We start from the raw sequence: 25,467 nt of genomic DNA, 5'->3' as shown, positions 1-25,467 counted from the left end.
AGGGTGCGCGACGGGTCCGAGGACCGCGGGCGTTCCGAGGGCGCGACGGGCTCCGAGGGGGGCGGGGCCTCGAAGGCGGGCGGGGCCTCGGACGGGCGCTGCGGCGCGGCGGGGTGCGGGAGCCGGGCGGGCCGCTGCGTCCCGCCGGGCCGTGACGGGCCCGTGGTGTGCGGCGCCCCGTCGGGGCGTGCCGGGGCGGCGGACGCGGGCGGGGCGTCCGGGAAGCGTGCGGAGGCCGCGGGGGGCGGCGGAGCAAGTGGCGCCGTCCGGCCCTCGGGGCGCAGAGGGGGGTAGCGCCGGGCCTCCGGCGCCGACGCGGCTCCGGACCTCGGCGCGACGGTGTCCGACGCGGAACGCTGTGCGTCCGCCCGGGCCGGGCGCTCCGAGGGGGTGACCGCGGAGCCGTACGGGGCGCCTGCCGGCGGGGCGGCCGCGGAGCCGTACGGCGCGCCTGCCGACGAGGGGGGTGACGCGTCGGCCGATGAGGAACCGGCCGACGGGGACCCGGTCGGGACGGACCGTGACGCGGACCCCGGAGTGCCGGGCGCGGCGGAACGCGGGGCGGCGGATCCCGCCATACCGGCCGAGCCGGATCGTCGTGGGTCGGATCCCGGAATGCCGGGCGCGGCGGCCCGCGGCGCGTCGGACTCCGGCGTGCCGGGCGGGACGGAGCGGGACGCGGCGAACCCCGGCACGTCGGCCGAGCCGGATCGTCGCGGGTCGGATCCCGGAATGCCGGGCGCGGCGGCCCGCGGCGCGTCGGACTCCGGCGTGCCGGGCGGGACGGAGCGGGACGCGGCGAACCCTGGCACGTCGGCCGAGGCGGGCCGACTCGGGCCGGAACCCGTACCGGCCGGAGCCGACTGTCGCGGTTCGGGCACCGGTGTCCCGGTCGGAGCGGACCGCGGTGGCTCGGCCACCGGCGTGCCGGGCACGGCGGAACGCGCGGCGTCGGGCCCCGGTGCGGCAGGGGTCGTCGGCGCCGGGGAGACGGGGAGGGTGGTGTCTGGTGTACGGAGCTTGGGCTGGGTCGGGGAGCCGGTCTGTGTGTTGCCGGACGGACCGGACGCGCTCGGTGAAGCCGCCCTCGGGCGGACCAGTGAGGTCGGCCTCGGCGGGGCCGGTGCGGATGACTGCGGTGCGGCGGACCGTTCCGGCGCGGACGGGGGCCGTACAGGCTGGGGCGGCACCGAGGGGGCCGTGCCGTGGGGCGGGACCGCGGGGCGCGGCGGGACCGACGCAGCGCGCTCGGAGGGGGCCCGTCCGGATCCGGGGGCGGAGCCCGGAGTGCCCGGCGAGAGGTCGTCCGCGGACCAGTCCTCCCCGGCCGACAGGTCGGGCCCGGGCGACCGGACGGGCTCCGGCGGAACCGGAACCGAGGGGTGGGCCGGAGCCGGAACGGCAGGCGGGTCCGCCGGGGGCGCGGGAGTCCGGGTGAACGGCGGTTCCGCCGGGGGCGGCGGGGTCTCGGAGGCCGGGGTGGGCGGGACGGAGGGACGCCGGGGGTTCGAGGCGCGCCGCGCTTCCGTACTCATGCACCCCCCGTTTCCTCGTACCGGGCTGTCGGACGCCCCGGAGCCCGGCGAGCCGCTTCGTGTCGTGCGAGAGGTCGCCACGGGCACGCATACCCGCACCGGGAGACCGTCACCCCGGGCAGGGCCCGGCGGGGCAAGGTCGTTCCTCCCTGCGTCCGCGTCACTCTACGGGTTGACGCGCCCCTGGCGGGAACCAGTCCGAGGCCCCGGGGCATCTGCCCGGAACGTCCCCCTACCCTGCGGTAATCGAGTCTGGCAGTCTTCGTTCATGACTGCCCGTGCCGCCGACAGGGCCCGCTACGACCGGGCCACCGCTCACCTCGACGCCCCCGTCGCCATCGTGGACCTGGAGGCCTTCGACGCGAACGCGGACGACCTGGTCCGCCGGGCCGGCGGGAAGCCGATCCGTGTGGCCAGCAAGTCCGTCCGCTGCCGCACCCTCCTGGAACGCGTCCTGGGACGCGACGGTTTCGCGGGGATCATGTCGTTCACCCTCGCCGAATCGCTGTGGCTGGCCAGGTCAGGTTTCGACGACGTCCTGCTCGCCTATCCGTCGGCCGACCGCAAGGGCTACGCCGAGCTGACCTCCGACCCCAAGCTGGCCGCCGCGGTGACGGTGATGGTCGACGATCCGGCGCAGCTCCGTCTGATCGACGAGGCGCGCGAGGGCGGCACCGAGGTCGTGCGGGTCTGCCTGGAGCTGGACACCTCGCTCAAGCTGTTCGGCGGCCGGGTCAGGGTCGGGGCCCTGCGCTCGCCGCTGTACTCCCCCGCCCAGGTGGCCGAGATGGCCCGTGCCGTCAAGCGCGCCCCCGGGTTCAAGCTGGTGGGGATCATGGCGTACGAGGGTCACATCGCCGGTGTCGGTGACGCCGTCTCGGGACGGCCGCTGCGCTCGCGCGCCGTGCGGCTGATGCAGGCCACCGCCCGCAAGGAGCTCGCCCAGCGCCGCGCGGAGGTCGTCCGGGCGGTCCGGGCCGTGGAGCCGGACCTCGAATTCGTCAACGGCGGCGGCACCGGCAGCGTCCAGCACACGGCCGCCGAGGACGCGGTCACCGAGATAGCGGCCGGCTCGGGGCTCTACGTGCCGAGGCTCTTCGACAACTACACGTCCTTCAGCGGACGCCCGGCGGCGCTGTTCGCCCAGCCCGTGGTGCGGCGGCCGGGCGTGGGTGTGGTGACCGTGCTCGGCGGCGGCTATCCCGCGTCCGGCGCGGCGGGCCCGGACCGGCTGCCGGTCCCGTACCTCCCGGAGGGCCTGGCGTACGACCCCCAGGAGGGTCCCGGCGAGGTGCAGACCCCGCTGCTCGGCTCCCCGGCGGACGATCTGCTCATCGGCGACAAGGTGTGGTTCCGGCACGCGAAGGCCGGTGAGCTGTGCGAGCGGTTCGACACCCTGCACCTCGTGGAGGGTGACACCGTCACGGCCTCCGTCCCGACCTACCGCGGAGAGGGCCACACCTTCCTCTGATCCGCGCGATCACAGCCGTCCGGCCGGGAGGACGTACGTCACCCCGGCGGGCGGCGGTCCTGCCCGTCATCGCCGCGGGCGGCGGTCCTAGTCGGACGGGCCGATGCTGCTGCCCACACCGCCGCCGGTGTCCTTGTCACCCACCGAGCGGATGCCCTCGGTGATCCGGTCGATGTCGGACACCGGTGGCGCGTCGGCGCCGACGTCGACGGCGAACCGGACGATGACCAGGGACTGCGAGCCCACGCTGGACGGGAAGGCCAGCGACTCGACGTAACCCCCGGGCCCCACACCGGTCTTGACCTTCCAGCGCACGAAATACCCGGCGCGCCCGGCGACGGCGACCGAGCCGGACTTCACCAGGCGGTGGGAGGTGATGCCCCGGAAGGGCCGGCTGCCGACGAGGTCGTGGCCGTACGCGCTGTCGGCGGCGTCCTCGATGTCCCCCTCGGCGAGGGCCTTGGGCGACGTCTCGTCGGTGGCCGTGGCGGTGCGGGCGTCGACCCGGCCGTGGCGGCACAGACCGGGGTCGCCCGGGCAGTCGTAGGTGCGCGGGGTCGTGAGCACCGTGTCGTGGTCGGCGACGTACTGCGGTTTCGCCCAGCCGTCGAGGACGGGGAAGGTGATGCCGTCGAGTTCGTCCACGACGACGGAGGGGTCGCCCGACGGCGAGGGTCCGGCGGAGGACGGCGAGGGGTCCTCGGACGGGGTGGGCGACGCGGTCGCGGGTGTGGTCGTCGTCGCGGCCTCGTCGCCGTCGTCGTCGCGCAGCAGCACGGCGCCGGTGACGATTGCGGCCACGAGGACGGCGGCGGCCGTCACGAGGGCGACGGCCCTGGCCCGGCCGGAGCCGGTTCCACCGGGCGACGGGGCCTGTATTAGGGGCTGTTGGGGGGCTTCGGGCTGACGCCGGTGATCGGTCCACGCGGTCCCGTCCCACCAGCGCTCGACGAGCGGGTACGACGGGTCGCGGTACCAGCCGGGTGGAGGCGTCATGCTCATCCCGGCACTCTAGGACGTCCCGCGAGCGGCGGTACACGGGGTCCGCGGGTCGGGCGCGAGAGTGCCGCCCCCGACCCGCGGGCCGTTTCCGCTAGAGCGGTGTGACGTAGGCGCCCGAGATGCCTCCGTCCACCAGGAAGTCGGTGGCGTTCACGAAGGAGGAGTCGTCGCTGGCGAGGAACGCGACGGCGGCGGCGATCTCGTCCGCCTCGGCGAACCGTCCGACCGGGATGTGCACGAGCCGGCGCGCGGCCCGCTCGGGGTCCTTGGCGAACAGCTCCTGGAGCAGCGGGGTGTTGACCGGGCCGGGGCACAGGGCGTTGACGCGGATGCCCTCCCGGGCGAACTGGACGCCCAGTTCACGGGACATGGCCAGTACCCCGCCCTTGGAGGCCGTGTACGAGATCTGGGAGGTCGCCGCGCCCATGCGGGCCACGAAGGAGGCGGTGTTGATGACGGAACCCCGGCCCTGGCGGCGCATGTAGGGGATGGCGGCCTTGCAACAGAGGTACACGGAGGTGAGGTTGACCTCCTGGACGCGCTTCCATGCCTCCAGGCCCGTGTCCAGGATGGAGTCGTCGTCGGGCGGCGAGATGCCCGCGTTGTTGAACGCGATGTCGACCGAGCCGTAGGTGTCGTACGCCGTCCTGAAAAGGGTCTCGACCTGCTCGGGGTCGGTCACGTCGACCTTGACGAAGGTTCCGCCGACCTCCGCGGCCACGGCCTTTCCGTGCTGTTCGTCGATGTCGCCGCAGACGACGTGGGCTCCCTCGGAGGCGAGCCGGCGCGCGGTGGCGAGGCCGATGCCGCTGGCGGCCCCGGTGATGACGGCGGTGCGGCCCACCAGGCGGCGGCAGATGGTCTCGGGGGTGTCTGAAGTCACTGGGCGGGACCCTCCGTGCTGATGAAGACGTTCTTGGTCTCGGTGAAGGCGGTGAGCGCGTCCGGGCCGAGTTCGCGGCCGATCCCCGACTGCTTGAAGCCGCCGAAGGGGGTCCAGTAGCGGACGCTGGAGTGGGAGTTGACGGACAGGTTGCCCGCGCGGACGGCCTGGGAGACGCGCAGGGCACGGCCGACGTCGCGGGTCCAGATGGAGCCGGACAAGCCGTAGTCGGTGGCGTTGGCGAGCCGGACGGCGTCGGCCTCGTCCTCGAAGGGCAGCACGACGGCGACGGGGCCGAAGACCTCCTCGACCGCCACGCGCGCGCCGGGTTCGACGCCGGTGAGGACGGTCGGCGCGAACCAGAAGCCGGGCCCCTCGGGGGCCTTGCCCCGGATGCCGGGCGCGTCGGCGTCGACGTAGGACCGTACGCGTTCCAGCTGGGCCGCGGAGATCAGCGGCCCCATCTGGGTCTTCTCGTCCAAGGGGTCGCCGACGACGACGGACTCGACGGCAGGGGCGAGGAGTTCGAGGAAGCGGTCGTGGACGGAGCGCTGGACGAGGATGCGGGTGCGGGCGCAGCAGTCCTGGCCCGAGTTGTCGAGGAAGGACATGGGGGCGGAGGCGGCGGCGGCCTCGATGTCGGCGTCGGCGAAGACGATGTTCGGGCTCTTGCCGCCGAGTTCGAGGGTGACGCGCTTGAGGAGGGCGGAGCCCTTGGCGAGGACCTGCTTGCCGACGGCCGTCGACCCGGTGAAGACGATCTTGGCGACGCCGGGGTGGGAGACGAGCGCGTCGCCCGCGACGGGTCCGGCGCCGGGCAGCACCTGGAACAGGTGCTCGGGCAGACCCGCCTCCAGGGCGAGTTCGGCCAGTCGCAGTGCGGTGAGCGGGGTGGTCTCGGCGGGTTTGAGGACGACGGCGTTGCCCGCGGCGAGGGCGGGTGCGGTGCCCCAGGCGGCGATGGGCATCGGGAAGTTCCAGGGCGCGATGACGCCGACGACGCCGAGCGGTTCGAGCAGGGTGATGTCGAGGCCGCCGGGGACGGGGATCTGACGGCCGGTCAGCCGTTCCACTCCCCCGGCGCTGTAGTCGAGCAGATCGCGGACGTTGCCCGCCTCCCAGCGGGCGTTGCCGAGGGTGTGGCCGGCCTCGCGGACCTCCAGACGGGCCAGTTCCTCCAGATGGCCGTCGACGACGGAGGCGAAGCGGCGCAGCAGTCTGGCCCGGTCGGCGGGCGCGAGGGCGGCCCATCCGGCCTGCGCCCGGCCGGCCCGTACGACGGCGTCGTCCACGTCCTGGGCGGTGGCGGCCGGGACGGTGGCGACGATCTCCTCGGTGGCCGGGTCGAGCACCTGGAGTTCGTGGCCGTGCGGGGGTGAGGTGGTCGGGTGCGATGCGTGCGGGTGCGGCAAGGGGGTCCTCACATGCGTTCGAAGGAGCGGCGCAGCTCCCAGTCGGTCACCGCGGCGTCGAAGGCCTCCAGTTCGACGCGCGCCATGTTGCGGTAGTGCTCGACCACCTCGTCACCGAAGGCGGCCCGGGCGATCGGGCTGTTCTCCCAGAGCTCGGCGGCCTCGCGCAGGGTGGTGGGCACGTGCGCGTACGCGGCGGTGTAGGCGTTGCCCGAGCAGGCTTCGGGCAGTTCCAGCTTCCGCTCGACGCCGTACAGGCCGGCCGCCACGAGTCCGGCGACGGCCAGGTGCGGGTTGACGTCGCCGCCGGGAAGACGGTTCTCGAAGCGTGTGGACCGGCCGTGGCCGACGACGCGGAGCGCGCAGGTGCGGTTGTCGTACCCCCAGGCCACGGCGGTGGGCGCGAAGGAGCCGGGCTGGAAACGCTTGTACGAGTTGATGTTGGGCGCGTACAGGAGGCTGAAGTCGCGCAGCGCGGCGAGCTGTCCGGCGAGGAAGTGGCGCATGACCTCCGACATGCCGCCGGGGTCCCGCTCGGAGCCGGCCATCGCGTTGGTGCCGTCGGCGTCGGCCAGGGAGAGGTGGATGTGGCAGGAGTTGCCCTCGCGCTCGTTGTACTTGGCCATGAAGGTGAGGGAGACGCCCTCCTGGGAGGCGATCTCCTTGGCGCCGGTCTTGTAGATCGCGTGCTGGTCGCAGGTGACGAGGGCTTCGTCGTACCTGAAGGCGATCTCGTGCTGGCCGGGGTTGCACTCGCCCTTGGCGGACTCGACGGTGAGGCCGGCTGCCTGCATCTCGTTGCGGATGCGGCGCAGCAGGGGCTCGATGCGTCCGGTCCCGAGGACCGAGTAGTCGATGTTGTACTGGTTGGCCGGGGTGAGCCCCCGGTAGCCGCTGTCCCAGGCCTGTTCGTAGGTGTCCTTGAAGACGATGAACTCCAGCTCGGTGCCTACCTGGGCGGTGTAGCCGAGTTCGGCGAGGCGGTCGAGCTGGCGGCGCAGGATCTGGCGGGGCGCGGCGACCACCGGGGTGCCGTCGTTCCAGGCGAGGTCGGCGATCAGCAGGGCGGTGCCGGCGTTCCAGGGCACGCGCCGCAGGGTGGTGAGGTCGGGGTGCATGGCGAAGTCGCCGTAGCCGCGGTCCCAGGAGGACATGGCGTATCCGTCGACGGTGTTCATGTCGGTGTCGACGGCGAGGAGGTAGTTGCAGCCCTCCGTCCCGTGCTCGAGGACCTCGTCGAGGAAGAAGGCCGCGGCGAACCGCTTGCCCTGGAGCCGCCCCTGCATGTCGGGGAAGGCCAGGACGACCGTGTCGATGTCACCGGCCTCGACGAGGACGCGCAGTTCGTCGACGGAGAGCGGGGGTGTGCGGTCTGCCACCGGAAAAGCCTCCTTGGGTCAGCCGAGGGCCATAAGGTATTGCGGAGAACCATTGCTTGGGAAGGGGGCGCGACCTGATGACGCGGGCGCAACCCGACCGTGGGACGGACGACCGGCTCACCCCGGTCCTCAGGCCGGTGCGGGCGGGCAACGGCTTCGAGGAGGCGCTGGAGCAGATCCTCCAGATCGTCCGGCTCGGCCTGGTGCCGGGTGGTGAACGGCTGCCCTCGGAGCGGGAGTTGGCCGACCGGCTCGGCATCAGCAGGGTGACCCTGCGCGAGGTCCTGAAGGTGCTCCAGGACCAGGGTCTGGTCGAGTCGCGGCGCGGCCGGTACGGCGGCACGTTCGTGCTGGCCCGCACCGACACGCCGGGCGAGCACGAGCTGCGCCGCCGGGTCGCCTCGGTCGACATCGAGGACGTGCTGCGCTTCCGTGAGGTCCTGGAGGTGGGCGCGGCCGGGCTGTGCGCGACGCACGGGCTCGACGCGGACCGGGCGCTGCGGCTGCGCGAGGCACTGGAGCGGACGAACGACGCCCCGCTCGCCGAGTACCGGCGTCTGGACACCATGCTCCACCTGACCCTCGCGGAGCTGTGCGGCTCCCCGTCCCTCACCGCGCGGTACGCGGCCGTCCGCGCGGGCGTCAACGACCTGCTCGACTGCATTCCGCTCCTCGTCCGCAATCTGGAGCATTCGCAGCGCCAGCACACCGCGATCGTCGAGGCGGTGCTCGACGGGGACGCGGACGGCGCGCGGGAGATGATGCGGGAGCACTGCGCGGGCACGGCGGCGCTGCTGCGGGGGTTCCTTGCGTGAGGCGGCGTGAGCCGGAGGTTTCCGGCATGAGCCGGACGTGACCCGTGGAGCCTCTGCGTTCCGCCCCCGGCCCGGCAAAGGTATGAGACCTTTCCATTGAGGCGTTGAAGCGTCCAAGGCCTTGCAGCCGTCGCCGTTCCTGGGCGTGGTGGCGACCCCGATCCGAGGGAGTAGCGCGTGAGCAGGCCGCTGGTCGGTGTGAGTACGTATCTGGAGGCCGGGGCGCGCTGGGGCGTGTGGGAGCTGGAGGCCGCGCTGCTGCCGGCCGGCTATCCGCGGCTCGTGCAGCGGGCGGGGGGACTCGCCGTGATGCTGCCGCCGGACGATCCTGGCCTGGCGCGCGAGACCGTCGCCCGGCTGGACGCGGTGGTCGTCGCGGGCGGACCCGACGTCGACCCCTCCCGGTACGGCGCCGAACGCTCCCCGCGTACGGGCCCGCCCGCGCCCGAGCGCGACGTCTGGGAACTCGCCCTGATCCGGGCCGCGTTGGACTCCGGCACTCCGCTGCTCGGCATCTGCCGGGGCCACCAGCTGCTGAACGTGGCGCTCGGCGGCACCCTCGTCCAGCATCTCGACGGGCATGTGAAGGACACCGGCGTCGTCGGACACCACGAGGTGTCACCCGTGGCGGGGACGCGGTACGCCGGTCTCGTGGCGGAGCCGTGCGCCGTGCCGACGTACCACCACCAGGCGGTGGACCGTCTCGGGGACGGTCTCACCGTCGGCGCGTACGCGGCCGACGGGACCGTGGAGGCGATCGAACTCCCCGGCTCCGCCTGGGTCCTGGGGGTCCAGTGGCACCCCGAGATGGGAGAGGACCTGCGGGTGATGCGGGGTCTGATCGCAGCGGCAACCTGAGCGGCCCCGGGCCCCGCACGGACGTCCTTTCGCCCCCTCCGCCCCTACCCGACCCGTCACGGGGGCGCCGCCCCCGGACCCCCGCTCCTCAAGCGCCGGAGGGGCTGAACTTTTCCCCGCGGGGGAGTTTCAGCCCGTCCGGCGATTGAGGACGAGGCCGTCCAGGCCGAAGCGGGGGTCTGGGGGCGGCAGCCCCCAGGGACGGGACGGGTAGGGGCGGAGGGGGCGAGAGAAGGCTGGTGGGTTACGTGGTCCGGGTCAGGGACAGCAGGTCGCGGGCCGGGCCCGTGGGGCGGTGGCCCGTCGGCCAGACGGCCCGCAGGGCGCGGGTGAGCCGCACGTCGGCGAGCGGGATGCCCACCAGACGATGGGCGGACAGCTCCTCGCCCAGGGCGAGTTCGCTCAGGACGGCGGGCCCCGCCCCACTGACGGCGGAGGCCTTGACCGCCGTCGTCGAGGACAGCTCGATCAACGGCCGCGCGAGCCCCCCGAGCGCGGAGTCGAGAACCTGACGCGTCCCCGACCCCTCCTCCCGCAGGATGAGCGGCGTGGCCGCCAGCTCCTCCCCCGCGAGGGGCGCCCGCCGGCGCGCCCAGGGATGCCCGGGCGCCGTGACCACGATCAGCCGGTCGTGCGCGATGACGGTGGAGTCGAGACCGGACGGCACCGAGAGCCCCTCGACGAACCCGAGGTCGGCCTCACCCGCCAGCAGCCGCTCGGCGACGGCGGCGGAGTTCCCGGCGAGCAGCGACACGGCCGTGTCGGGACGCTGGGCCCGCAGGGCGATCAGCCAGCCGGGCAGCAGATACTCGGCGATGGTCATGCTCGCGGCCACCCGCAGCCGCGAGTCACGCCGGTCGCGCAGGGCCTGCGCCCCGGCGTCGAACGCCTCGGCCGCGTCCACCACGCGCCGGGCCCAGTCCGTGACGAGCGCCCCCTCACGGGTGAGCCGGGACCCACGCGGCGAACGGTCGACGAGCGCCACCCCCAGCAGCCGCTCCATGGAACGGATACGGCTGCTGGCCGCCGGCTGGGTGATCCCCAGTTCGCGTGCGGCGCGCCCGAGACTGCCGAGGCGGGCCACCGCGAGCAGCAGTTCCAGGGCGCCCAGATCGGGTATCCGGTGCGCGATCCCCGCGCCGGGCCGGTCCTCGGCACCGCTACTCATGGCGATCCTCAGCACTGCTGCTCATAAACCCAGCTTATGCCCTCATAGGAAAGCACTCCCTGGTGGGCGGCCCGCGACGGCGCGACCGTGGTGTCATGGTCACCGCAGCCCAGCCCCTGTCCGCCCATCAGGCGGGAACCGTCCCCGGCACGAAGACCCCCCGTGTCCCGGGAAGCCGCGCCGTCGCCGCGGTCCGACACCTCGGCCCGAACTGGTACGCCTCCGTGATGGGCACCGCCATCGTGGCCACGGCGGGGGCCGGACTCCCCGTGGACGTGCCGGGCCTGCGCACCGCCTGCACCGCCGTGTGGGCCCTCTCCCTCACCCTGCTGACGGCGCTGCTCACCGCCCGCGCCCTGCACTGGACGTACCACCGCGACCAGGCCCGCGCCCACCTCCTGGACCCGGCCATGGCCCCCTTCTACGGCTGCCTGTCGATGGCCCTGCTCGCCGTGGGCGGCGGCACCCTCCTGGTCGGCCGGGACTGGATCGGGACACCGGCGGCCATCGCCGTGGACACGGTGCTGTTCACCGCCGGGACGCTGATCGGACTCGCCGCCGCCGTGGCCGTCCCCTACCTCATGGTCGTACGGCATCGCATCGAGCCCGGACAGGCCTCCCCCGTGTGGCTGCTGCCGATCGTGGCCCCCATGGTGTCGGCCGCGCTCGGCCCGCTCCTCGTCCCCCACCTGCCGGCCGGACAGCCCCGGGAGACCCTGCTCCTGGCCTGTGTCGCGATGTTCGGGATCAGCCTGCTGGCCACCTTCGTGATGCTGCCGATGGTCTTCGCGCGGCTCGTCACCTCGGGTCCGCTGCCGCTCGCGCTCACCCCGACCCTGTTCCTCGTCCTCGGCCCGCTGGGCCAGTCGACCACCGCGGTCGGCAAGTTCGCGGACGTCGCTCCCGGGGTGGTGCCCGCCCCCTACGACCAGGGCTTCACGCTCCTCGCCGTGCTCTACGGCGTCCCCGTGCTGGGCTTCGCGCTGCTGTGGCTCGCGCTGGCCGCCGCGATGGCCGTACGGGCCCGCCGCCAGGGCATGGGTTTCGCCATGACCTGGTGGGCCTTCACCTTCCCGGTGGGCACCTGCGTGACGGGTGCGGAGGGCCTGGCCCGGCACACCGGCCTGACCGCCTTCGAGGTACTGGCCGTCGCCCTGTACGTCCTGCTGGTCGCCGCCTGGTCGGTGGCGGCCGTCCGCACCGCGCACGGTCTGGTGAGCGGCAGGCTGCTCGCGGCGCCTCCGCGCGCGTAGCCACGATCCCCGTGTTCAACCGGCCTCACGGGCCGGCCCCCGCGCGGAGTGCACCGGCCCCCGGCTCCCGCGCGGGGGCCGGCCCGCGCCCGGCCCCCGAAGGCATGCCGGAGGACACACATGGGCAGTGTGACGTGTCACAGACAACGCGGCGCCGCTGTGGGAACTTCAAGTACCCCTCGTAACGGCCGAGTTGCCGACATGTGGCGAGCGGGTCCGGCCGGGCGGCCCGCATGCGGAGAGGATCGAATGCGCTCTTTGGAAGCCCTGACGCTTGATCAGGTGGTCGACACGGCTCGCTATCCCCTGCCGGAACTCGCGAGCGCCCGGGGCGAGGCCGTGGTCGCCCGTGCCCGGCGCGACCTGTCGGCTCTCGGCTGCACCGTACTGCCGGACTTCATCCGCCCCGCGCTGCGCGACGTGCTGCGGCAGGAGTGCGCGGCCATCGCCCCCCGGGCGCACCACGACGTCGAGACGGTGAACGTCTACAACATCGCGGTGGACTCCGCGCTGCCCGAGGACCATCCGGGCCGGACGACCTTCGAGCGGGGCAACGCGTTCGTCGCGCGGGACCGCATCCCCGCGGACTCCCTCATCAGCCGTCTCTACTCCGACACGGTGTTCCGGCAGTTCATCGCCCGCTGCTTCGAACTGCCCGAGCTGCACGAGCTGGCGGACCCGCTCTCCGGGCTGGTCCTCAACGTCGTCGCGCCGGGCATGGAGCACCCCTGGCACTTCGACACCAACGAGTTCACCGTGAGCATGCTCACCCAGCAGGCGCGGGACGGCGGCGTCTTCGAGTACTGCCCGAACATCCGGACCGCGCGGGACGAGAACTTCGACGACGTCCGGGACGTGGTGAACGGCCGGGGCGAGCGGTTGACCCGGCGCCTCCCGCTGCAACCGGGTGACCTGCAGTTGTTCAAAGGGCGGTACTCGCTGCACCGGGTGAGCCCGGTGCGCGGCGAGATCGCGCGCCACTCCGCCATCTTCGCCTACAGCGAGCGCCCCGGCGTCATCGGGAGCGTGGAGCGGACCCGGCAGCTCTTCGGGCGGGTGCTGCCCGAGCACCTGGCGGCCGAGGGCCGCGCGGTCCGCGGCGACCGGCTCCTGGACTAGGACCGCTCCGCCACGCCCCTCGGGCCCGCCGAGAACGCGGAGCCGCCGCAAGCCGTTTCCCCTGCGCGATCCCCCGGAGGAGTAAGCCCCGTGCGTTTCGACGTGACCGGAAAAGTCTCGCTCGACCACATCTACGACCAGCCAGATCCGCGAACCTACTTCACCGCGCTGCGCCCGCTCGACTACGGCGTTCCGCAGCAGGCCAAGCCCTACTTCGCCAAGCTCGTCACGGAGTACCGGGCGTCCCGGCACGTCGCGGTGCCGCAGGTGCTGGACATCGGCTGCTCGTACGGAATCAACGCCGCCCTGCTGAAGTACGACGCGACCATGGACGAGCTGTACGCGCTCTACGGCGACGAGGAGCACGCGGGTGAGAGCCGCGAGGCCCTGCTGGCCCGCGACCGGGAGCTGGCCCGGTCGCGCCGGCCTCCGCAGCCGATCCGCTTCGTCGGCCTCGACACCTCCGGCAGCGCGCTGTCCTACGCCCTCGAGGCCGGGTTCCTCGACGACGCGGTGCACGCCGACCTGGAGGAGAACGAGCCCACACCACGGCAGCGCGCCCAGCTCGCGGGAACGGACCTGGTGATCTCGACGGGCTGCGTCGGCTACGTCACCGAGCGGACGCTCACGCGAGTCGTCCGGGCGCAGGGCGTCCATCGGCCCTGGATGGCGCACTTCGTGCTGCGGATGTTCCCGTTCGACCCCGTCGAGCGCGCGCTGGCCGGTCTCGGCTACCGGACCGTCCGCGTCGACGAGGTGTTCAGGCAGCGGCGGTTCGCCTCCCCGCAGGAGCAGGAGCTCGTGCTCGACGGCATGTCGGCCGCAGGGGTGGATCCACGGGGCCTGGAGGCGGAAGGCTGGCTGTACGCACAGCTCTACCTCTCCCGGCCGTACGACATCACAGGTACCGACGATCCGAATCGAGAACAGAGTTGAAGACCAGTCAGGATGCGCCAGGCAACGCGACCTTCGCCCAGGAGGGCAGCCTCCCGCGCGTACCGCTGCCCACGCTGGAGGCCAGCTGCGAGCGGTTTCTCGCCTGGTGCACGCCGCTGCTGACCGCCGACGAGCGGTCGGCGACCGAGGCGGAGGTCGCCGCCTTCCTCCGGCCCGACGGCCCCGGCCGGGTGCTGCACGCCGCGCTGGAGGAGTACGACGCCACCGAGGGCGTGCACAGCTGGCTCGACACCTTCTGGCCCTACCGATACCTGGGACGCCGGGACAGGATCGCCCTCAACGCCAACTTCTTCTTCCTGTTCCAGGACTCCGGCCAGGCACAGGTGGAGCGGGCGGCGGGGCTCGTCGCCGGAGCCCTCAACTACAAGCGGCAGCTCGACCAGGGGCTGATTCCGCCGCTGGTGCAGCGCGGAGCGCCTCAGTCGATGGTGCAGAACAAGTTCCTGTTCTCCACCACGCGCATCCCGGGCGCGCAGCAGGACACCGTCCGCGCCCCCTACACCGAGGAGTGGCCCGGCCCGTCCGGGGCCCGGCACGTCGTGGTGTTCTTCCGGGGCGCCATGTTCCGGCTGGACGTGCTGGGTCCGGACGGTGTCCCGCACAGCCTGGAGGACATCGAGGCGGGGCTGCGCGCGGTGATGAAGGCCGACGCGGCCGGCGCGGAGACCCCGGTGGGCCACCTCACCACCATGGCCCGTGCGGAGTGGGCGGCCGCCCGGCAGTCCCTGCGCGCCTGTCACCCCGGCAACGCCGACGCCCTCGACGACGTCGAGACCGCGCTGTTCTGCGTCGCGCTGGAGGACTTCGCCCCCGCGGACGTCCAGGACGCCTGTGACGAGCTGCTGTACGGCGACCGCGGCAACCGCTGGTTCGACAAGGCCGTGTCCTTCGTCGTCTTCGCCGACGGACGGGCGGGCATCAACGTCGAGCACTGCGAGCTGGACGGGACGACGATCCTGACCTTCACCGACGCCCTGCTCGACACCCCGGCCGAGGAGCAGTCGCGGCAGTCCGGCGCCCGCTCCCAGAGGCTGCCGGCCCTGGAGCCGATCGTGTTCGAACTGGACGACGCGCTGCGCGAACAAACGCGCGCCGCCGCCGAGGCGTTCGCGGCGTACGGGGAGAACACCGCGACGAGCACGGTGTCGTTCACGGACTTCGGCAGTGACGCGGCCAAGGTGCTGGGGGTCTCGCCGGACGCGTTCGTCCAGGCCGCCTACCAGCTCGCGCACCAGCGCGCCAAGGGGCGTCTGGGCGCCACGTACGAGTCGATCGCCACCCGGCAGTACCGGCACGGGCGGACCGAGGCGATGCGCGTCGTCACCCCGGAGATGCTGGCGTTCGTGGCGGCGATGGAGGACCCGGCGGCGGACGCGGAGACGCGTCGTGCGGCGTTCCGGGCGGCCACGGAGGCCCATGTGGCGCGCGCGAAGGCGTGCCAGGCCGGGCAGGTGCCGGAGCAGCACCTGTGGGAGCTGGAGCTGATCCAGCGCCGGCGGGGGGCCGAGCTCGGGGTGACCGAGCAGCCCGCGCTGTACCGGACGCCGGGCTGGTCGACCATGCGGGACGACTACCTGAGCACGAGCTCCGCCCCGTCGGTCAACATCCAGTACTTCGGCTTCGGGTCGACCAGCAGCCAGTGCATCGGCGTCGCCTACGTCCTGCTTCCCGAGCGGTTCAACCTCTATCTGAGCACGCCGCTGGCGGTCGCCGAGCAGATGGCGACCTTCGCCGACCGGCTCCGGGAGGCGATGGACGAACTCCGGGAGCTGCTGGCGTCCGAGCGGTCCGGGGACTGAGCGGACCGCGCCGCCGGACCGGAACTCCCGGTCAAGGACCACCGGTCCGGCGGCACGGACGGCTCCGGCGGCACGGACCGCTCCGGCGGCGCGGACGGCTCCGGTCGCACGGACCGCTCCGGCGGCCGGGCCTCTCCCGAGCCGGGCGGGCCGGGAAGGGCCGGACCGTCGTCGCGGCCGCCCGGTCAGCCGCCGGCAGCGCGCAGCGCCTCGCCGAGCCGGGCCGGCGCATCCGTCAGTGAGGGGCCGTACCAGGTCAGCATGCGGCCGTCGACCAGGGCGCAGGGCAGGCCGGGGAAGGCCTCGGGGCCGTCGTCGCGGGTGAAGCGGTAGGGCTCGTCGGGCAGGACCACGAGGTCCGCGCCCGCGGCGGTCAGTTCGGTGACGGGGACGCGCGGATACCGGTCCGCGTGGTGGGCGTACGCGTTGTCGACGCCCAGCCTCGAAAGGACGTCTCCCGCGAAGGTGTCCCGGCCCAGCACCATCCAGGGCCGGCGCCAGACCGGCACGATCGCGGTCCTGCGGCGGGCCGGGAGGACGGGCTGCGCCCAGGCGGCCTCCGCCTCGTCCAGCCAGCGCGGACGGGTGGGCGCACCGCAGGCGACGAGTACCCGGTCCAGTTCGCGAAGGGCCCCCGGCACGTCCCGCACCTCGGTGAGCAGCACCTCGATGCCCGCCTCCCGCAGGGCGGCCAGATCGGGCTCCCGGTTCTCCTCCTCGTTCGCGACGACGAGATCGGGCGCGAGCCGTACGACGGCGTCGACGTCGGGGTTCTTGGTGCCACCGATCCGGGTGACGTCCAGGTCCGCCGGGTGGCTGCACCAGTCGGTGGCGCCGACGAGGACTCCGGGCACGGACACGGCCACGGCCTCCGTCAGCGAGGGCACGAGGGACACCACGCGCATTCCCGTCCGCCTCTCCCGCGCCGCCCTGTCTCCTGTCTCCCGTCATTCTCTCCCGCGCCGTCCGCGCGCGCCGCGCCGGGGGACCCCCGTCGCCCGGGGCGTTCAGCGTTTGCCGAAGCTGTGCGGGTCCTCCACCGCGTCGATGTGGTGGGCGACCTCGACGACGACGACCCGGGTGTCGGGCACGGTCGCGCGCCAGCGGTGCCGCACACCGCCCGTCAGATAGAGCGTGTCGCCACGCCCCAGCCGGTGCGCCCGCCCCTCCGCCTCGACCTCGACACCGCCGTCGGCGACGTACATCAACTTGTCGTTGCGGTGCTGGAGTTCGCGGGCCTCCTCGTGGTCACCGGTGAACTCGGTGGCGTGGAGCTGGTGGTGACCGCGCACGAGGGGGCGGGCGTGGGCCCCGGGGGTGAACTCGGCGCCGGCGTCGGCGCGCACGACGTCGACGCTGCACGCCGGGTCGGCGGCGGCGAGCAGGTCGGCGGCCGTGGTGCCGAGGGCGTCGGCGACGCGTTCCAGGGAACTCCGGCTCGGTCGCGCCCGCTCGTTCTCCACCTGGCTGAGAAAGGGCACCGACAGGCCACTGCGTTCGGACACGACGGCGAGCGTGAGCCGCAGTGCCCGGCGTCGTCGCCGTACGGCCGCACCCACTCGAAGGGGCTGTTCTTTGTGGTCGCCCATCGCTCCGGCTCCCTCCCTCGCGTCGTCGGTCCGCGAACCGTGCGGATTTCCGGCCCGCCGCTTCTGTTGAGTTGTTTGCACCCTACGCATGTTCGGCAAACCGTTTCATGGAGCCGTCACATCGCTGTCACTTCGAGGGAGTGTGAGGGTTACAGTTCGCGCCACCGCGCGAGCCCTCGCGCGCCTGGCGCCGCCGCCCCCTCGTACGGGGCGAAAGGGCCGATCACGAGGGCGGAACACCCGCCTCGGCGGCCTGAGACAGCGGGTTCGTTCGTGAAGTCCGTTGTTTCGGGGCGCAGTTGGCGGCTCGCACCGGTCCGGGGGCGCGCGCCGGAGATCGGGGGCGGCCCTGCCCGCGGGCAGAGAGCTGATGTGCGGCGGGCCCCCGCAGCCATGCCCGGCGGCGGCCGGAACGACGGGACGCGTGGCCGGCACCGGCGTACGCAAACGCGTCGACGGGGTCCCGGAGAGCCCCGCGACGCGGTTGGCCGGATCCCTCTCGTACGCCAGTACGCGACCACGGGCACCGTCGCCCGCGCGTGCGGACCGGCGCCCGCCGGCGCGCAGGGGTCCGCGGACCCGGGACGCGACGAGGGGTGGTCCTAGTCGTAGGGGTCAAGAAGACCCTGACGACGAGGACCACCCCTCGGAGTGAATCGCTGCGCCCCGGCATTGACGGCTCGCCCGCCCCGGCACGGACGGCTCGCCCGCGCGCCCGGCCAGGGGGCTGCTCGTCCGCTATTGCGGAGTCATGCGCTCCACCATGTCCGGGTGCTCGTCCAGCCACGCGGCCACGGCGTCCTCCTCGTGCCCCTGGCCACGCTGCTTGATCTCGCTCTCCAGGCTGCCGAGTTCGGCCTCGCTCATCCTGAAGTTCTTGATCCAGCCGGTCAGCTTCGGGTACCGGCCCGGGAATTCCTTGGAGGCGATGGTCCGGATCGTGTTGCCCTCACCGAACAGCTTCTTGTCGTCGGTGAGCTTGGTGAGTCCGTACTGGCTGTACGCCCAGTGCGGCGACCACAGGACGACCGCGACCGGCTTCTTCTGGGCGTACGCCCGCTTCAGCTCGGCCAGCATCGCGGGCGTGGAGCCGTCGACGACCTCGTACTCCTTGTCCAGGCCGTAGCCCGGAAGCACCTTCTTCTTGAGGAGGTTCATCTCGCCGGTGCCCGGCTCGATGCCGATGATCTTTCCGCCGAAGGTCCTGGACTTGCCCTTGAGGTCGGCGAGGGACTTGACGTCCTTCACGTACGAGGGGACCGCGATCTCCAGGGAGGTCGGCTCGTACCAGGTGCCCAGGTCCTTCAGGTCGTCCTTGTGCTGGTCCCAGTAGTTGGACTGGGCGTACGGCAGCCAGGCGTCGAAGTTGAGGTCGAGGTCGCCGGAGGCCAGGCCGGTGTAGACCGGGCCGACGTCCATCTGCTTGAGGTTGAGCGTGTAGCCGCGCCGGGCCAGCACGTTCTTCCAGAGGTAGGTGACGGCGACGTCCTCGTCCCACGGGAACCAGGCGACGTCCAGGGCGCGCTTCGCCTCGGCCGGGGCCGCACCGGAGGCGTTCTTCACCGGGGCCAGCTTGTCGACGACACCGGGGTTCTTCTTCAGCCAGGCGCGCACGGCGTCCTGCTGCCTGCCCTTGCCGGCCTTGTTGATCCCGGCCTCGAGACCGGTCAGCTGCTTCTCCGTCATCCTGAAGTTCTTCAGCCAGTCACCGACGACGGGGTTGTCCTGCGCGAAGCCCTTGCGGGACAGCGTGTGCACACCGTCGCCCTTGCCCCAGGCGCCCTTCGGGTCCTTGAGCTTCTTCAGGTCGTAGTCGCTGTAGGCCCAGTGCGGCGACCAGAGGGTCGTGACGATCGGCGCCTTCCTGGCGTACGCGCGCTTCAGCTCGGCCAGCATCGCGGGCGTGGAGCTGTCGACGACCTCGTACTCCTTGTCGAGCCCGTACGCCTTGAGCACCTTGCTCTTGAGCAGGCCCATCATTCCGGCGCTGGACTCGATGCCGGTGATCTTGCCGCCGAACTTCCCGGCCTGGCCCTTGAGGTCCTCCAGGGAGTCGATGCCCTTCATGTAGGCGGGCACCGAGAGCTCCAGGGACGTGGGGCCGTACCAGGAGCCCAGGTCGTCGAGCTGCTTGCCGTACTTCTTCCAGTACTGCTCGTGCGTGGTCGGCAGCCACGAGTCGGTCTCGAAGTCGATGTCGCCCTGGGCCAGCGAGGTGTACAGGGGACCGGCGTCGAACTGCCTGGTCTCCACCTGGAAGCCGCGCTGCTCCAGGATCTCCTGCCACAGGAACGTGGAGGCGACGCCCTCGTCCCAGGGGATGTAGCCGATGGTGACCTTCTTGCCCCGGCCGACGTTCTCACCGTCGGCCGCGGTGGAGGTCGCGCCCGCGCCGCCGAAGACGCCCATGCCGCCGGCGACCAGGGCGAGCACGACGACGCCGACCACGGCCACGGCGGGACGGGGACGGTAGGACCAGATCTTCAGGCCCTGCGCGGCCCGCGCCCTGGCCGCGGCGCGGCGGCCGAGCGGGGAGACCTGGGTGCCGAGCGCGCCGGTCATGCGGTCGAGGTAGATCGCGAGGATGACGATCGCGACGCCGGCCTCGGAGCCGAGGCCCACGTTCAGCTGGCCGATGGCCTCGTTGACGTCGCCGCCGAGGCCGCCGGTGCCGACCATGCCGGCGATGGCGGCCATCGACAGGCCCAGCATGATGACCTGGTTGACGCCCGCCATGACGGTGGGCAGGGCGAGCGGGAGCTGGATGCGCAGCAGGGTGGCGCGCGGGGTGGTGCCGAACGCGTCGGCGGCCTCGACCAGTTCCTTGTCGACCTGGCGGATGCCCAGTTCGGTCATGCGGACACCGGGGGCCAGCGCGAAGATCAGGGTGGCGACGATACCGGCGGAAGCTCCGGTTCCGAAGAACAGGATGGCCGGGATGAGGTAGATCATCGCGGGCAGCGTCTGCATGAAGTCGAGGACCGGCCGCACGACGGAGCTGACCCGGTCGGAACGGGCCGCCCAGATGCCCACCGGCACGGAGACGACGAGCGCGATCAGGGTCGCGACGAGGACCAGGGACAGGGTCACCATCGCGTCCTCCCACAGATCGAGGGAGTCGATGAAGGCGAATCCGGCGAAGGTGAGCAGACCGGCCGAAGTGCCGCGCAGCCAGAAGGCGATGACGGCGAAGATGCCGGCGAGGAGCAGCGGCTGGGGTGCCTGGAGGACGGCGTCGATGCCGTCGTAGGTGCCCGTGAAGACGGTCTTGAGGAAGTCGAAGAGCCACGCCATGTGGTTCAGCAGCCAGTCGACCGTGTCGTTGACCCAGTCGCCGAAGGGGATCCTAGGCATGCGCCTTCACCCCCTTGCCCCGTCCGCCGTCCCGTCCGCCGGGACAGGTGCGGGGGCCGCCCTGTTCGTCGCCGAGGAAACCGACGAGCCGCTGACGCGGGACGACGCCGACGAGGGCGTGCTTCTCGTCGAGGACCGCGACCGAGTGCGGAAGGCGCGCGCTCATCGCGCAGAGGTCCACGAACGGGGTGCCGGGCGTGGCGGTCTCGCAGGCGCAGTCGGCCTCGTCGCCGCGCAGGTCCGTGTCCATGACGGCGCCCGCCGTCAGCACCCGCGAGCGGTCGACGTCCTGGGTGAAGGAGGCGACGTAGTCGTCGGCGGGCCGGACGAGGATGTCCTCGGCGGTGCCGTCCTGGACGATGCGGCCGTCGCGCATGACGGCGATGCGGTCGCCGAGGCGCATCGCCTCGTTGAGGTCGTGCGTGATGAAGACGATGGTCTTCTCGAGCTTCTTCTGCAGTTCGAGGAGCTGGTCCTGCATGTCACGGCGGATCAGCGGGTCGAGGGCGCTGAACGACTCGTCCATGAGCAGCAGATCGGCGTCGGTGGCGAGCGCGCGGGCGAGACCCACGCGCTGCTGCATCCCGCCGGACAGCTCGTCGGGCCAGGACTTCTCCCAGCCCGCGAGTCCGGCCAGTTCGAGGGCCGCGGCCGCCCGTTCGCGGCGTTCGGCGGCCGGTACGCCCTGGACCTCCAGGCCGTAGCCGGCGTTCTCCAGCACGCTGCGGTGCGGGAACAGCGCAAAGTGCTGGAAGACCATGCTGATCTTCCGGGAGCGGACCTCGCGCAGCTCGCGCGCGCTGAGCCCGGTGAGGTCCTGGCCGTCGAAGCGCACGTGTCCCGCGGTGGGCTCCAGCAGTCCGTTGAGCATGCGCAGCAGCGTGGACTTGCCTGATCCGGACAGGCCCATGACGACGAAGATCTGGCCCGGTTCCACCGTGAAGGACGCGTCGATCACGGCGGCGGTGGTGCCGTCGGCGCGCAGTTCCTCACGGTCGGCTCCCTGGCGGAGCCGTTCCACCGCCGCTTCCGGTCGTCTTCCGAACACCTTGTACAGATGGTCGGCCTCAAGCCTGGATGACACAGGTGCCTCTCGTCGGGGCAGGGGCGCACACGGAAGGACGACCCGTGTGTGCCCGGCTGCCGATGACGGTTGAATTCACAACCGCGTTCTTCAGTGGCGGCGCCTGCCCCCGCTTACACGGAGCAAACACGGGAGTGGTCCAGGTCACTGTCAGTGGCTTACGGCATGATGCGGAGCGTGACTCTGCAGACGCGACGACTGATGCTCCTCGACACCGCCTCGCTCTACTTCCGCGCCTACTTCGGCGTCCCGGAATCCGTGAAGGCCCCGGACGGCACGCCGGTGAACGCGGTGCGCGGCCTGCTGGAGTTCATCGACCGCCTGGTCAAGGACCACCGTCCGGACGATCTGGTGGCCTGCATGGACGCGGACTGGCGTCCGCAGTGGCGGGTCGACCTGATCCCGTCGTACAAGGCGCACCGGGTCGCGGTGGAGACGGAGACCGGCCCGGACGAGGAGGAGGTGCCGGACACGCTCTCCCCCCAGGTGCCCGTCATCGAGGAGGTCCTGGACGCGCTGGGCATCGCGCGCGTGGGCGTCGCGGGGTACGAGGCGGACGACGTGATCGGCACGTTCACCGGTCGCGCCACCGGCCCGGTCGACATCGTCACCGGCGACCGCGACCTGTATCAACTCGTCGACGACGCACGGGGGGTGCGCGTGCTGTATCCCCTCAAGGGCGTCGGCACGCTCCAGCTCACCGACGAGGAGTGGCTGCGCGAGAAGTACGGCGTCGACGGTCCGGGGTACGCGGATCTGGCGCTGCTGCGCGGCGACCCGAGCGACGGGCTGCCCGGAGTGCCCGGCATCGGGGAGAAGACGGCCGCCAAGCTGCTCGCCGAGTTCGGCGACCTGGCCGGCATCATGGCCGCGGTCGACGACCCGAAGGCGAAGCTGACGCCGTCACAGCGCAAGCGGCTCGACGAGTCCCGGCCGTACATCGCCGTGGCGCCGACCGTGGTCAAGGTGGCCGGTGACGTGCCGCTCCCCGGGGTGGACACGGCGCTGCCGCACGCGCCGCGCGATCCCGCCGCGCTGGACGCGCTGGCGGCACGCTGGGGCCTCGGGGGCTCATTGCACCGCCTGCTTACGACCCTGCAGTCTTAGTCGAACCGTGTTGACCCGACGCGTAACCCGTTCGCGCATAGGTGTCACAGAGGAAGGAATGCTAACTTAGGTAAGCCTAACCATTTGAGCAGGAGGCAGTCATGGCAGAGCGCCCGGAACGCAAGCCCCGGAAGCCCCACTCCGCGAAGGTCGTGCGGACCGAGCGGCTGACGCCCCACATGCAACGGGTGGTCCTCGGTGGCGACACCCTGACGGACTTCGCCACGGGCGGCAGAACCGATCACTACGTGAAGCTGCTGTTCGGCCCTCCGGGCGTCACCTACCCGGAGCCCTTCGACATGGAGCGCGTCCGCGAGGAGTTCCCCCGCGAGCAGTGGCCGGTGACGCGGACGTACACCGTGCGCGCCTGGGACCCCGAGGCGCGCGAGCTGACCCTGGACTTCGTGGTGCACGGGGACGAGGGACTCGCCGGACCGTGGGCCCTTCGGGCACAGCCGGGCGAGGCCGTCCGCTTCATGGGCCCCGGTGGCGCCTACGCGCCCGACACGACCGCCGACTGGCACCTGCTCGCCGGTGACGAGAGCGCGCTGCCCGCGATCGCCGCCGCGCTGGAGTCGCTGCCCGACGCCGCCACCGTCCGCGCCTTCGTCGAGGTCTCCGGGCCCGAGGAGGAGCAGAAGATCGACTCCGACGTGGAGATCGTCTGGCTGCACCGCGGCGACCGGCCCGTCGGCGCGGCCCTCGTGGAGGCCGTACGGGCCCTGGAATTCCCGGAGGGCCGGGTGCACGCGTTCGTGCACGGCGAGGCGGGCTTCGTGAAGGAGCTGCGGGCTCTGCTGCGGGTCGAGCTCGCGGTTCCGCGCGAGGACCTGTCCATCTCCGGCTACTGGCGCCTCGGCCACAACGAGGACGGCTGGCAGGCCGCGAAGCGCGACTGGAACGCCCAGGTGGAGAGGGAGCAGGAGGTGGCCTGACGCCCTCCCCCGACCTCGTACGCCCCAGGAGGCGGACCCGCATACCGCGGGTCCGCCTCCTGACGTACGTACGGGCGGCGGGCCGTGAGGAATTGGGCCCGTCGCCGACACGGTCGCGTCACGCGGGTGAAACAGGGTCTCCCTAATTTCTGTCACCCGACAGGAATCCCGCTCACCCTTCGCGCCGAAGGCAGGTGCCGCCGTGACCACCACCGCCCCCTCCGACGTCCGCCCCGATCCGCCCTCCTCCCCCGACGACCGGTCCCTGACCGAGTTCGGCTACCGCCAGGAGCTGCACCGCAGCCTCGGCCGGTACGCCTCGTTCGCCGCCGGGTTCTCCTTCATCTCCGTCCTCACCACCGTCTTCCAGTTCTTCGCCTTCGGGTACGCCTTCGGCGGCCCGGTCTTCTTCTGGACCTGGCCCGCCGTGCTCATCGGCCAGCTCGCCGTCGCCGCCTGCTTCGCGGAACTCGCCGCGCGCTATCCGATCTCCGGCGCGATCTACCAGTGGTCCTCGCGCCTGTCGACCCCGTCCTTCGGCTGGTTCGCCGGCTGGATCATGGTGATCGGGCAGGTCGTCGTGGTGGCCGCGGCGGCACTCGCCCTGCAGATGGTCCTGCCCGCGATCTGGTCGGGCTTCCAGCTCATCGGCGACGATCCGGCCCCGACCAGTCCCGACGGCGCCGCCAACGCGGCCGTCCTGGGCGTCGTCCTGCTCGTCCTGACCACGCTGGTCAACATCCTCGACAACCGCGTGATGTCCGCGGTCAACCGGATCGGTGTCACCGCCGAGATCATCGGCGCCGTCCTGATCATCGTCCTGCTGTTCACCCACTCCGAGCGCTCCCCCGGCATCACCTTCCACACCGGCGGGGGCGGCACCGGGCTGTTCGGGGCGCTGATGGTGGGCTCGTTCATGGCCGCGTACGTCATGATCGGCTTCGACAGCGCCGGTGAGATGAGCGAGGAGACCCACAACCCGCGGCGCACCGCGCCCCGGACCATCCTCACCGCCCTCGGCGCGGCCGGCCTGCTCGGCGGGCTGATCGTGCTCGGCGGACTGCTCGCCGCCCCGAGCCTGACCGACGGCCGCCTCGGCGTCGACGGCCTGAGCTACGTCCTGACCAGCAGCCTCGGCGACGGGGTCGGCCGGGCGCTGCTCGCCGACGTCGTGGTGGCCATCGCGGTGGCCACCCTGGCGATCCAGACCGCCGCCTGCCGCATGCTCTTCTCGATGGCCCGCGACGGCCGGCTCCCCTTCTCCGGCCGTCTCGCCAAGGTCGACGCGCGCACCGGCATGCCGAGCGCCCCCGCCCTGGTCGTCGGTGTCCTCGCGGCCGCCCTGCTGCTGCTGAACTTCGCCTCCCCGGACGCGTTCCTGGCGATCGGCACCACGTGCATCGTGATGCTGTACCTCGCCTACGCGATGGTCACCGGACCACTCCTGGTCCGCCGGCTGCGCGGGCGGTTCACCGCGGACGGCACCGACGAGACGGGCGCCCCGCTCTTCTCGCTGGGCCGCTGGGGCGTCCCCGTCAACGTGCTCGCCCTCCTCTACGGCCTGTTCATGACCGTCAACCTGGCCTGGCCGCGTGCCGCGGTGTACGACCCGGCGGGCGGACACTGGTACTTCCGCTGGTTCACCCTGCTGTTCCTGGCCGTGACGCTGGTGGCGGGCGCGGGGTACCGGGTGTACACGGCGCGGCCGACGGTGCCGGAGTCTCCCGAGGCGGTCCCGGCCTCGTAG

The 25,467-nt window shown here is 72.5% G+C and carries 19 protein-coding genes; 10 read left to right on the top strand and 9 right to left on the bottom strand.

Annotation, left to right across the window (positions count from 1 at the left end; genetic code table 11):
- The first annotated feature begins 1,803 nt into the window (after positions 1 to 1,803).
- Positions 1,804 to 3,006 carry an amino acid deaminase/aldolase gene (locus ACFYYF_RS21500; RefSeq protein WP_388777981.1) on the top strand — a complete coding sequence of 401 codons (1,203 nt, stop codon included), beginning with the start codon at positions 1,804 to 1,806 and terminating at the stop codon, positions 3,004 to 3,006.
- 87 nt (positions 3,007 to 3,093) lie between these two features.
- Here ACFYYF_RS21500 and ACFYYF_RS21495 read toward each other — a convergent pair whose 3' ends face one another.
- The 4 genes from ACFYYF_RS21495 to ACFYYF_RS21480 form a co-directional block, all read right to left on the bottom strand.
- Positions 3,094 to 4,008: a DUF2510 domain-containing protein gene (locus tag ACFYYF_RS21495; RefSeq protein WP_388777978.1), complete on the bottom strand. Its 915-nt coding sequence runs from the start codon at positions 4,006 to 4,008 to the stop codon at positions 3,094 to 3,096.
- 91 nt (positions 4,009 to 4,099) lie between these two features.
- Positions 4,100 to 4,891: a 3-oxoacyl-ACP reductase gene (locus tag ACFYYF_RS21490; RefSeq protein WP_388777975.1), complete on the bottom strand. Its 792-nt coding sequence runs from the start codon at positions 4,889 to 4,891 to the stop codon at positions 4,100 to 4,102.
- Entirely contained in the window at positions 4,888 to 6,303 is a 1,416-nt protein-coding gene (locus ACFYYF_RS21485) for an aldehyde dehydrogenase family protein (protein WP_388777972.1), read from the bottom strand. Before ACFYYF_RS21485 ends, ACFYYF_RS21490 begins: the two co-directional genes overlap by 4 nt.
- Before the next feature lie 8 nt (positions 6,304 to 6,311).
- Positions 6,312 to 7,682, bottom strand: coding sequence for a glutamine synthetase family protein (locus ACFYYF_RS21480; RefSeq protein ID WP_388777969.1), 1,371 nt, complete (start codon positions 7,680 to 7,682; stop codon positions 6,312 to 6,314).
- Positions 7,683 to 7,759: 77 nt separating this feature from the next.
- On the opposite strand from ACFYYF_RS21480, the gene ACFYYF_RS21475 reads away from it, so the two are divergent.
- Together ACFYYF_RS21475 and ACFYYF_RS21470 are read left to right on the top strand one after the other, a co-directional pair.
- The gene (locus ACFYYF_RS21475; RefSeq protein WP_388777967.1) at positions 7,760 to 8,497 is read left to right on the top strand and encodes a FadR/GntR family transcriptional regulator; all 738 of its coding nucleotides are present in this window, start codon (positions 7,760 to 7,762) and stop codon (positions 8,495 to 8,497) included.
- Between the two features lie 177 nt (positions 8,498 to 8,674).
- Entirely contained in the window at positions 8,675 to 9,355 is a 681-nt protein-coding gene (locus tag ACFYYF_RS21470) for a gamma-glutamyl-gamma-aminobutyrate hydrolase family protein (RefSeq protein ID WP_388777963.1), read from the top strand.
- Between the two features lie 244 nt (positions 9,356 to 9,599).
- Here the strand turns inward: ACFYYF_RS21470 and ACFYYF_RS21465 are convergent, their stop codons facing one another.
- A complete protein-coding gene (locus ACFYYF_RS21465) occupies positions 9,600 to 10,523 on the bottom strand; it encodes a LysR family transcriptional regulator (RefSeq protein WP_388777960.1) in 924 nt (307 codons plus the stop codon).
- 95 nt (positions 10,524 to 10,618) lie between these two features.
- Here ACFYYF_RS21465 and ACFYYF_RS21460 point away from each other — a divergent pair, with 95 nt between their 5' ends.
- The 4 genes from ACFYYF_RS21460 to ACFYYF_RS21445 all read left to right on the top strand — a co-directional run bounded on the left by ACFYYF_RS21460 (position 10,619) and on the right by ACFYYF_RS21445 (position 15,651).
- On the top strand, positions 10,619 to 11,776 hold the full coding sequence (locus tag ACFYYF_RS21460) for a TDT family transporter (RefSeq protein ID WP_388777957.1): 1,158 nt from the start codon (positions 10,619 to 10,621) through the stop codon (positions 11,774 to 11,776).
- Positions 11,777 to 12,025: 249 nt separating this feature from the next.
- On the top strand, positions 12,026 to 12,895 hold the full coding sequence (locus tag ACFYYF_RS21455; protein WP_388777954.1) for an arpA protein: 870 nt from the start codon (positions 12,026 to 12,028) through the stop codon (positions 12,893 to 12,895).
- 90 nt (positions 12,896 to 12,985) lie between these two features.
- Positions 12,986 to 13,831: a class I SAM-dependent methyltransferase gene (locus ACFYYF_RS21450; RefSeq protein WP_388777951.1), complete on the top strand. Its 846-nt coding sequence runs from the start codon at positions 12,986 to 12,988 to the stop codon at positions 13,829 to 13,831.
- On the top strand, positions 13,828 to 15,651 hold the full coding sequence (locus ACFYYF_RS21445) for a choline/carnitine O-acyltransferase (RefSeq protein WP_388777949.1): 1,824 nt from the start codon (positions 13,828 to 13,830) through the stop codon (positions 15,649 to 15,651). Before ACFYYF_RS21450 ends, ACFYYF_RS21445 begins: the two co-directional genes overlap by 4 nt.
- 185 nt (positions 15,652 to 15,836) lie before the next feature.
- On the opposite strand, the gene ACFYYF_RS21440 is transcribed toward ACFYYF_RS21445, so the two are convergent.
- From ACFYYF_RS21440 to ACFYYF_RS21425, 4 genes are all read right to left on the bottom strand, one after another.
- Positions 15,837 to 16,556 (bottom strand): helical backbone metal receptor, encoded by a 720-nt coding sequence (locus ACFYYF_RS21440; protein ID WP_388777946.1) that lies wholly within the window; start codon positions 16,554 to 16,556, stop codon positions 15,837 to 15,839.
- Positions 16,557 to 16,658: 102 nt separating this feature from the next.
- The gene (locus ACFYYF_RS21435) at positions 16,659 to 17,240 is read right to left on the bottom strand and encodes a helix-turn-helix domain-containing protein (RefSeq protein WP_361679452.1); all 582 of its coding nucleotides are present in this window, start codon (positions 17,238 to 17,240) and stop codon (positions 16,659 to 16,661) included.
- 738 nt (positions 17,241 to 17,978) lie between these two features.
- A complete protein-coding gene (locus ACFYYF_RS21430; protein WP_388777943.1) occupies positions 17,979 to 20,594 on the bottom strand; it encodes an ABC transporter permease/substrate binding protein in 2,616 nt (871 codons plus the stop codon).
- Positions 20,587 to 21,678 (bottom strand): glycine betaine/L-proline ABC transporter ATP-binding protein, encoded by a 1,092-nt coding sequence (locus tag ACFYYF_RS21425; protein ID WP_388777941.1) that lies wholly within the window; start codon positions 21,676 to 21,678, stop codon positions 20,587 to 20,589. The genes ACFYYF_RS21430 and ACFYYF_RS21425 overlap by 8 nt, the downstream gene beginning before the upstream one ends.
- A 168-nt stretch (positions 21,679 to 21,846) precedes the next feature.
- On the opposite strand from ACFYYF_RS21425, the gene ACFYYF_RS21420 reads away from it, so the two are divergent.
- The 3 genes from ACFYYF_RS21420 (at position 21,847) to ACFYYF_RS21410 (ending at position 25,467) form a co-directional block, all read left to right on the top strand.
- On the top strand, positions 21,847 to 22,785 hold the full coding sequence (locus ACFYYF_RS21420) for a 5'-3' exonuclease (protein ID WP_361679836.1): 939 nt from the start codon (positions 21,847 to 21,849) through the stop codon (positions 22,783 to 22,785).
- A 101-nt stretch (positions 22,786 to 22,886) separates the two neighbouring features.
- Positions 22,887 to 23,720, top strand: coding sequence for a siderophore-interacting protein (locus tag ACFYYF_RS21415; RefSeq protein WP_388777938.1), 834 nt, complete (start codon positions 22,887 to 22,889; stop codon positions 23,718 to 23,720).
- 202 nt (positions 23,721 to 23,922) lie between these two features.
- Positions 23,923 to 25,467, top strand: coding sequence for an amino acid permease (locus ACFYYF_RS21410; protein WP_388777935.1), 1,545 nt, complete (start codon positions 23,923 to 23,925; stop codon positions 25,465 to 25,467).

It is taken from the genome of Streptomyces sp. NPDC001914, assembly GCF_042891215.1.
GTDB lineage: Bacteria > Actinomycetota > Actinomycetes > Streptomycetales > Streptomycetaceae > Streptomyces.
The sequence above is the reverse complement of the archived record's forward strand: the minus strand, read 5'-3'. Positions and strand labels throughout refer to the sequence as shown.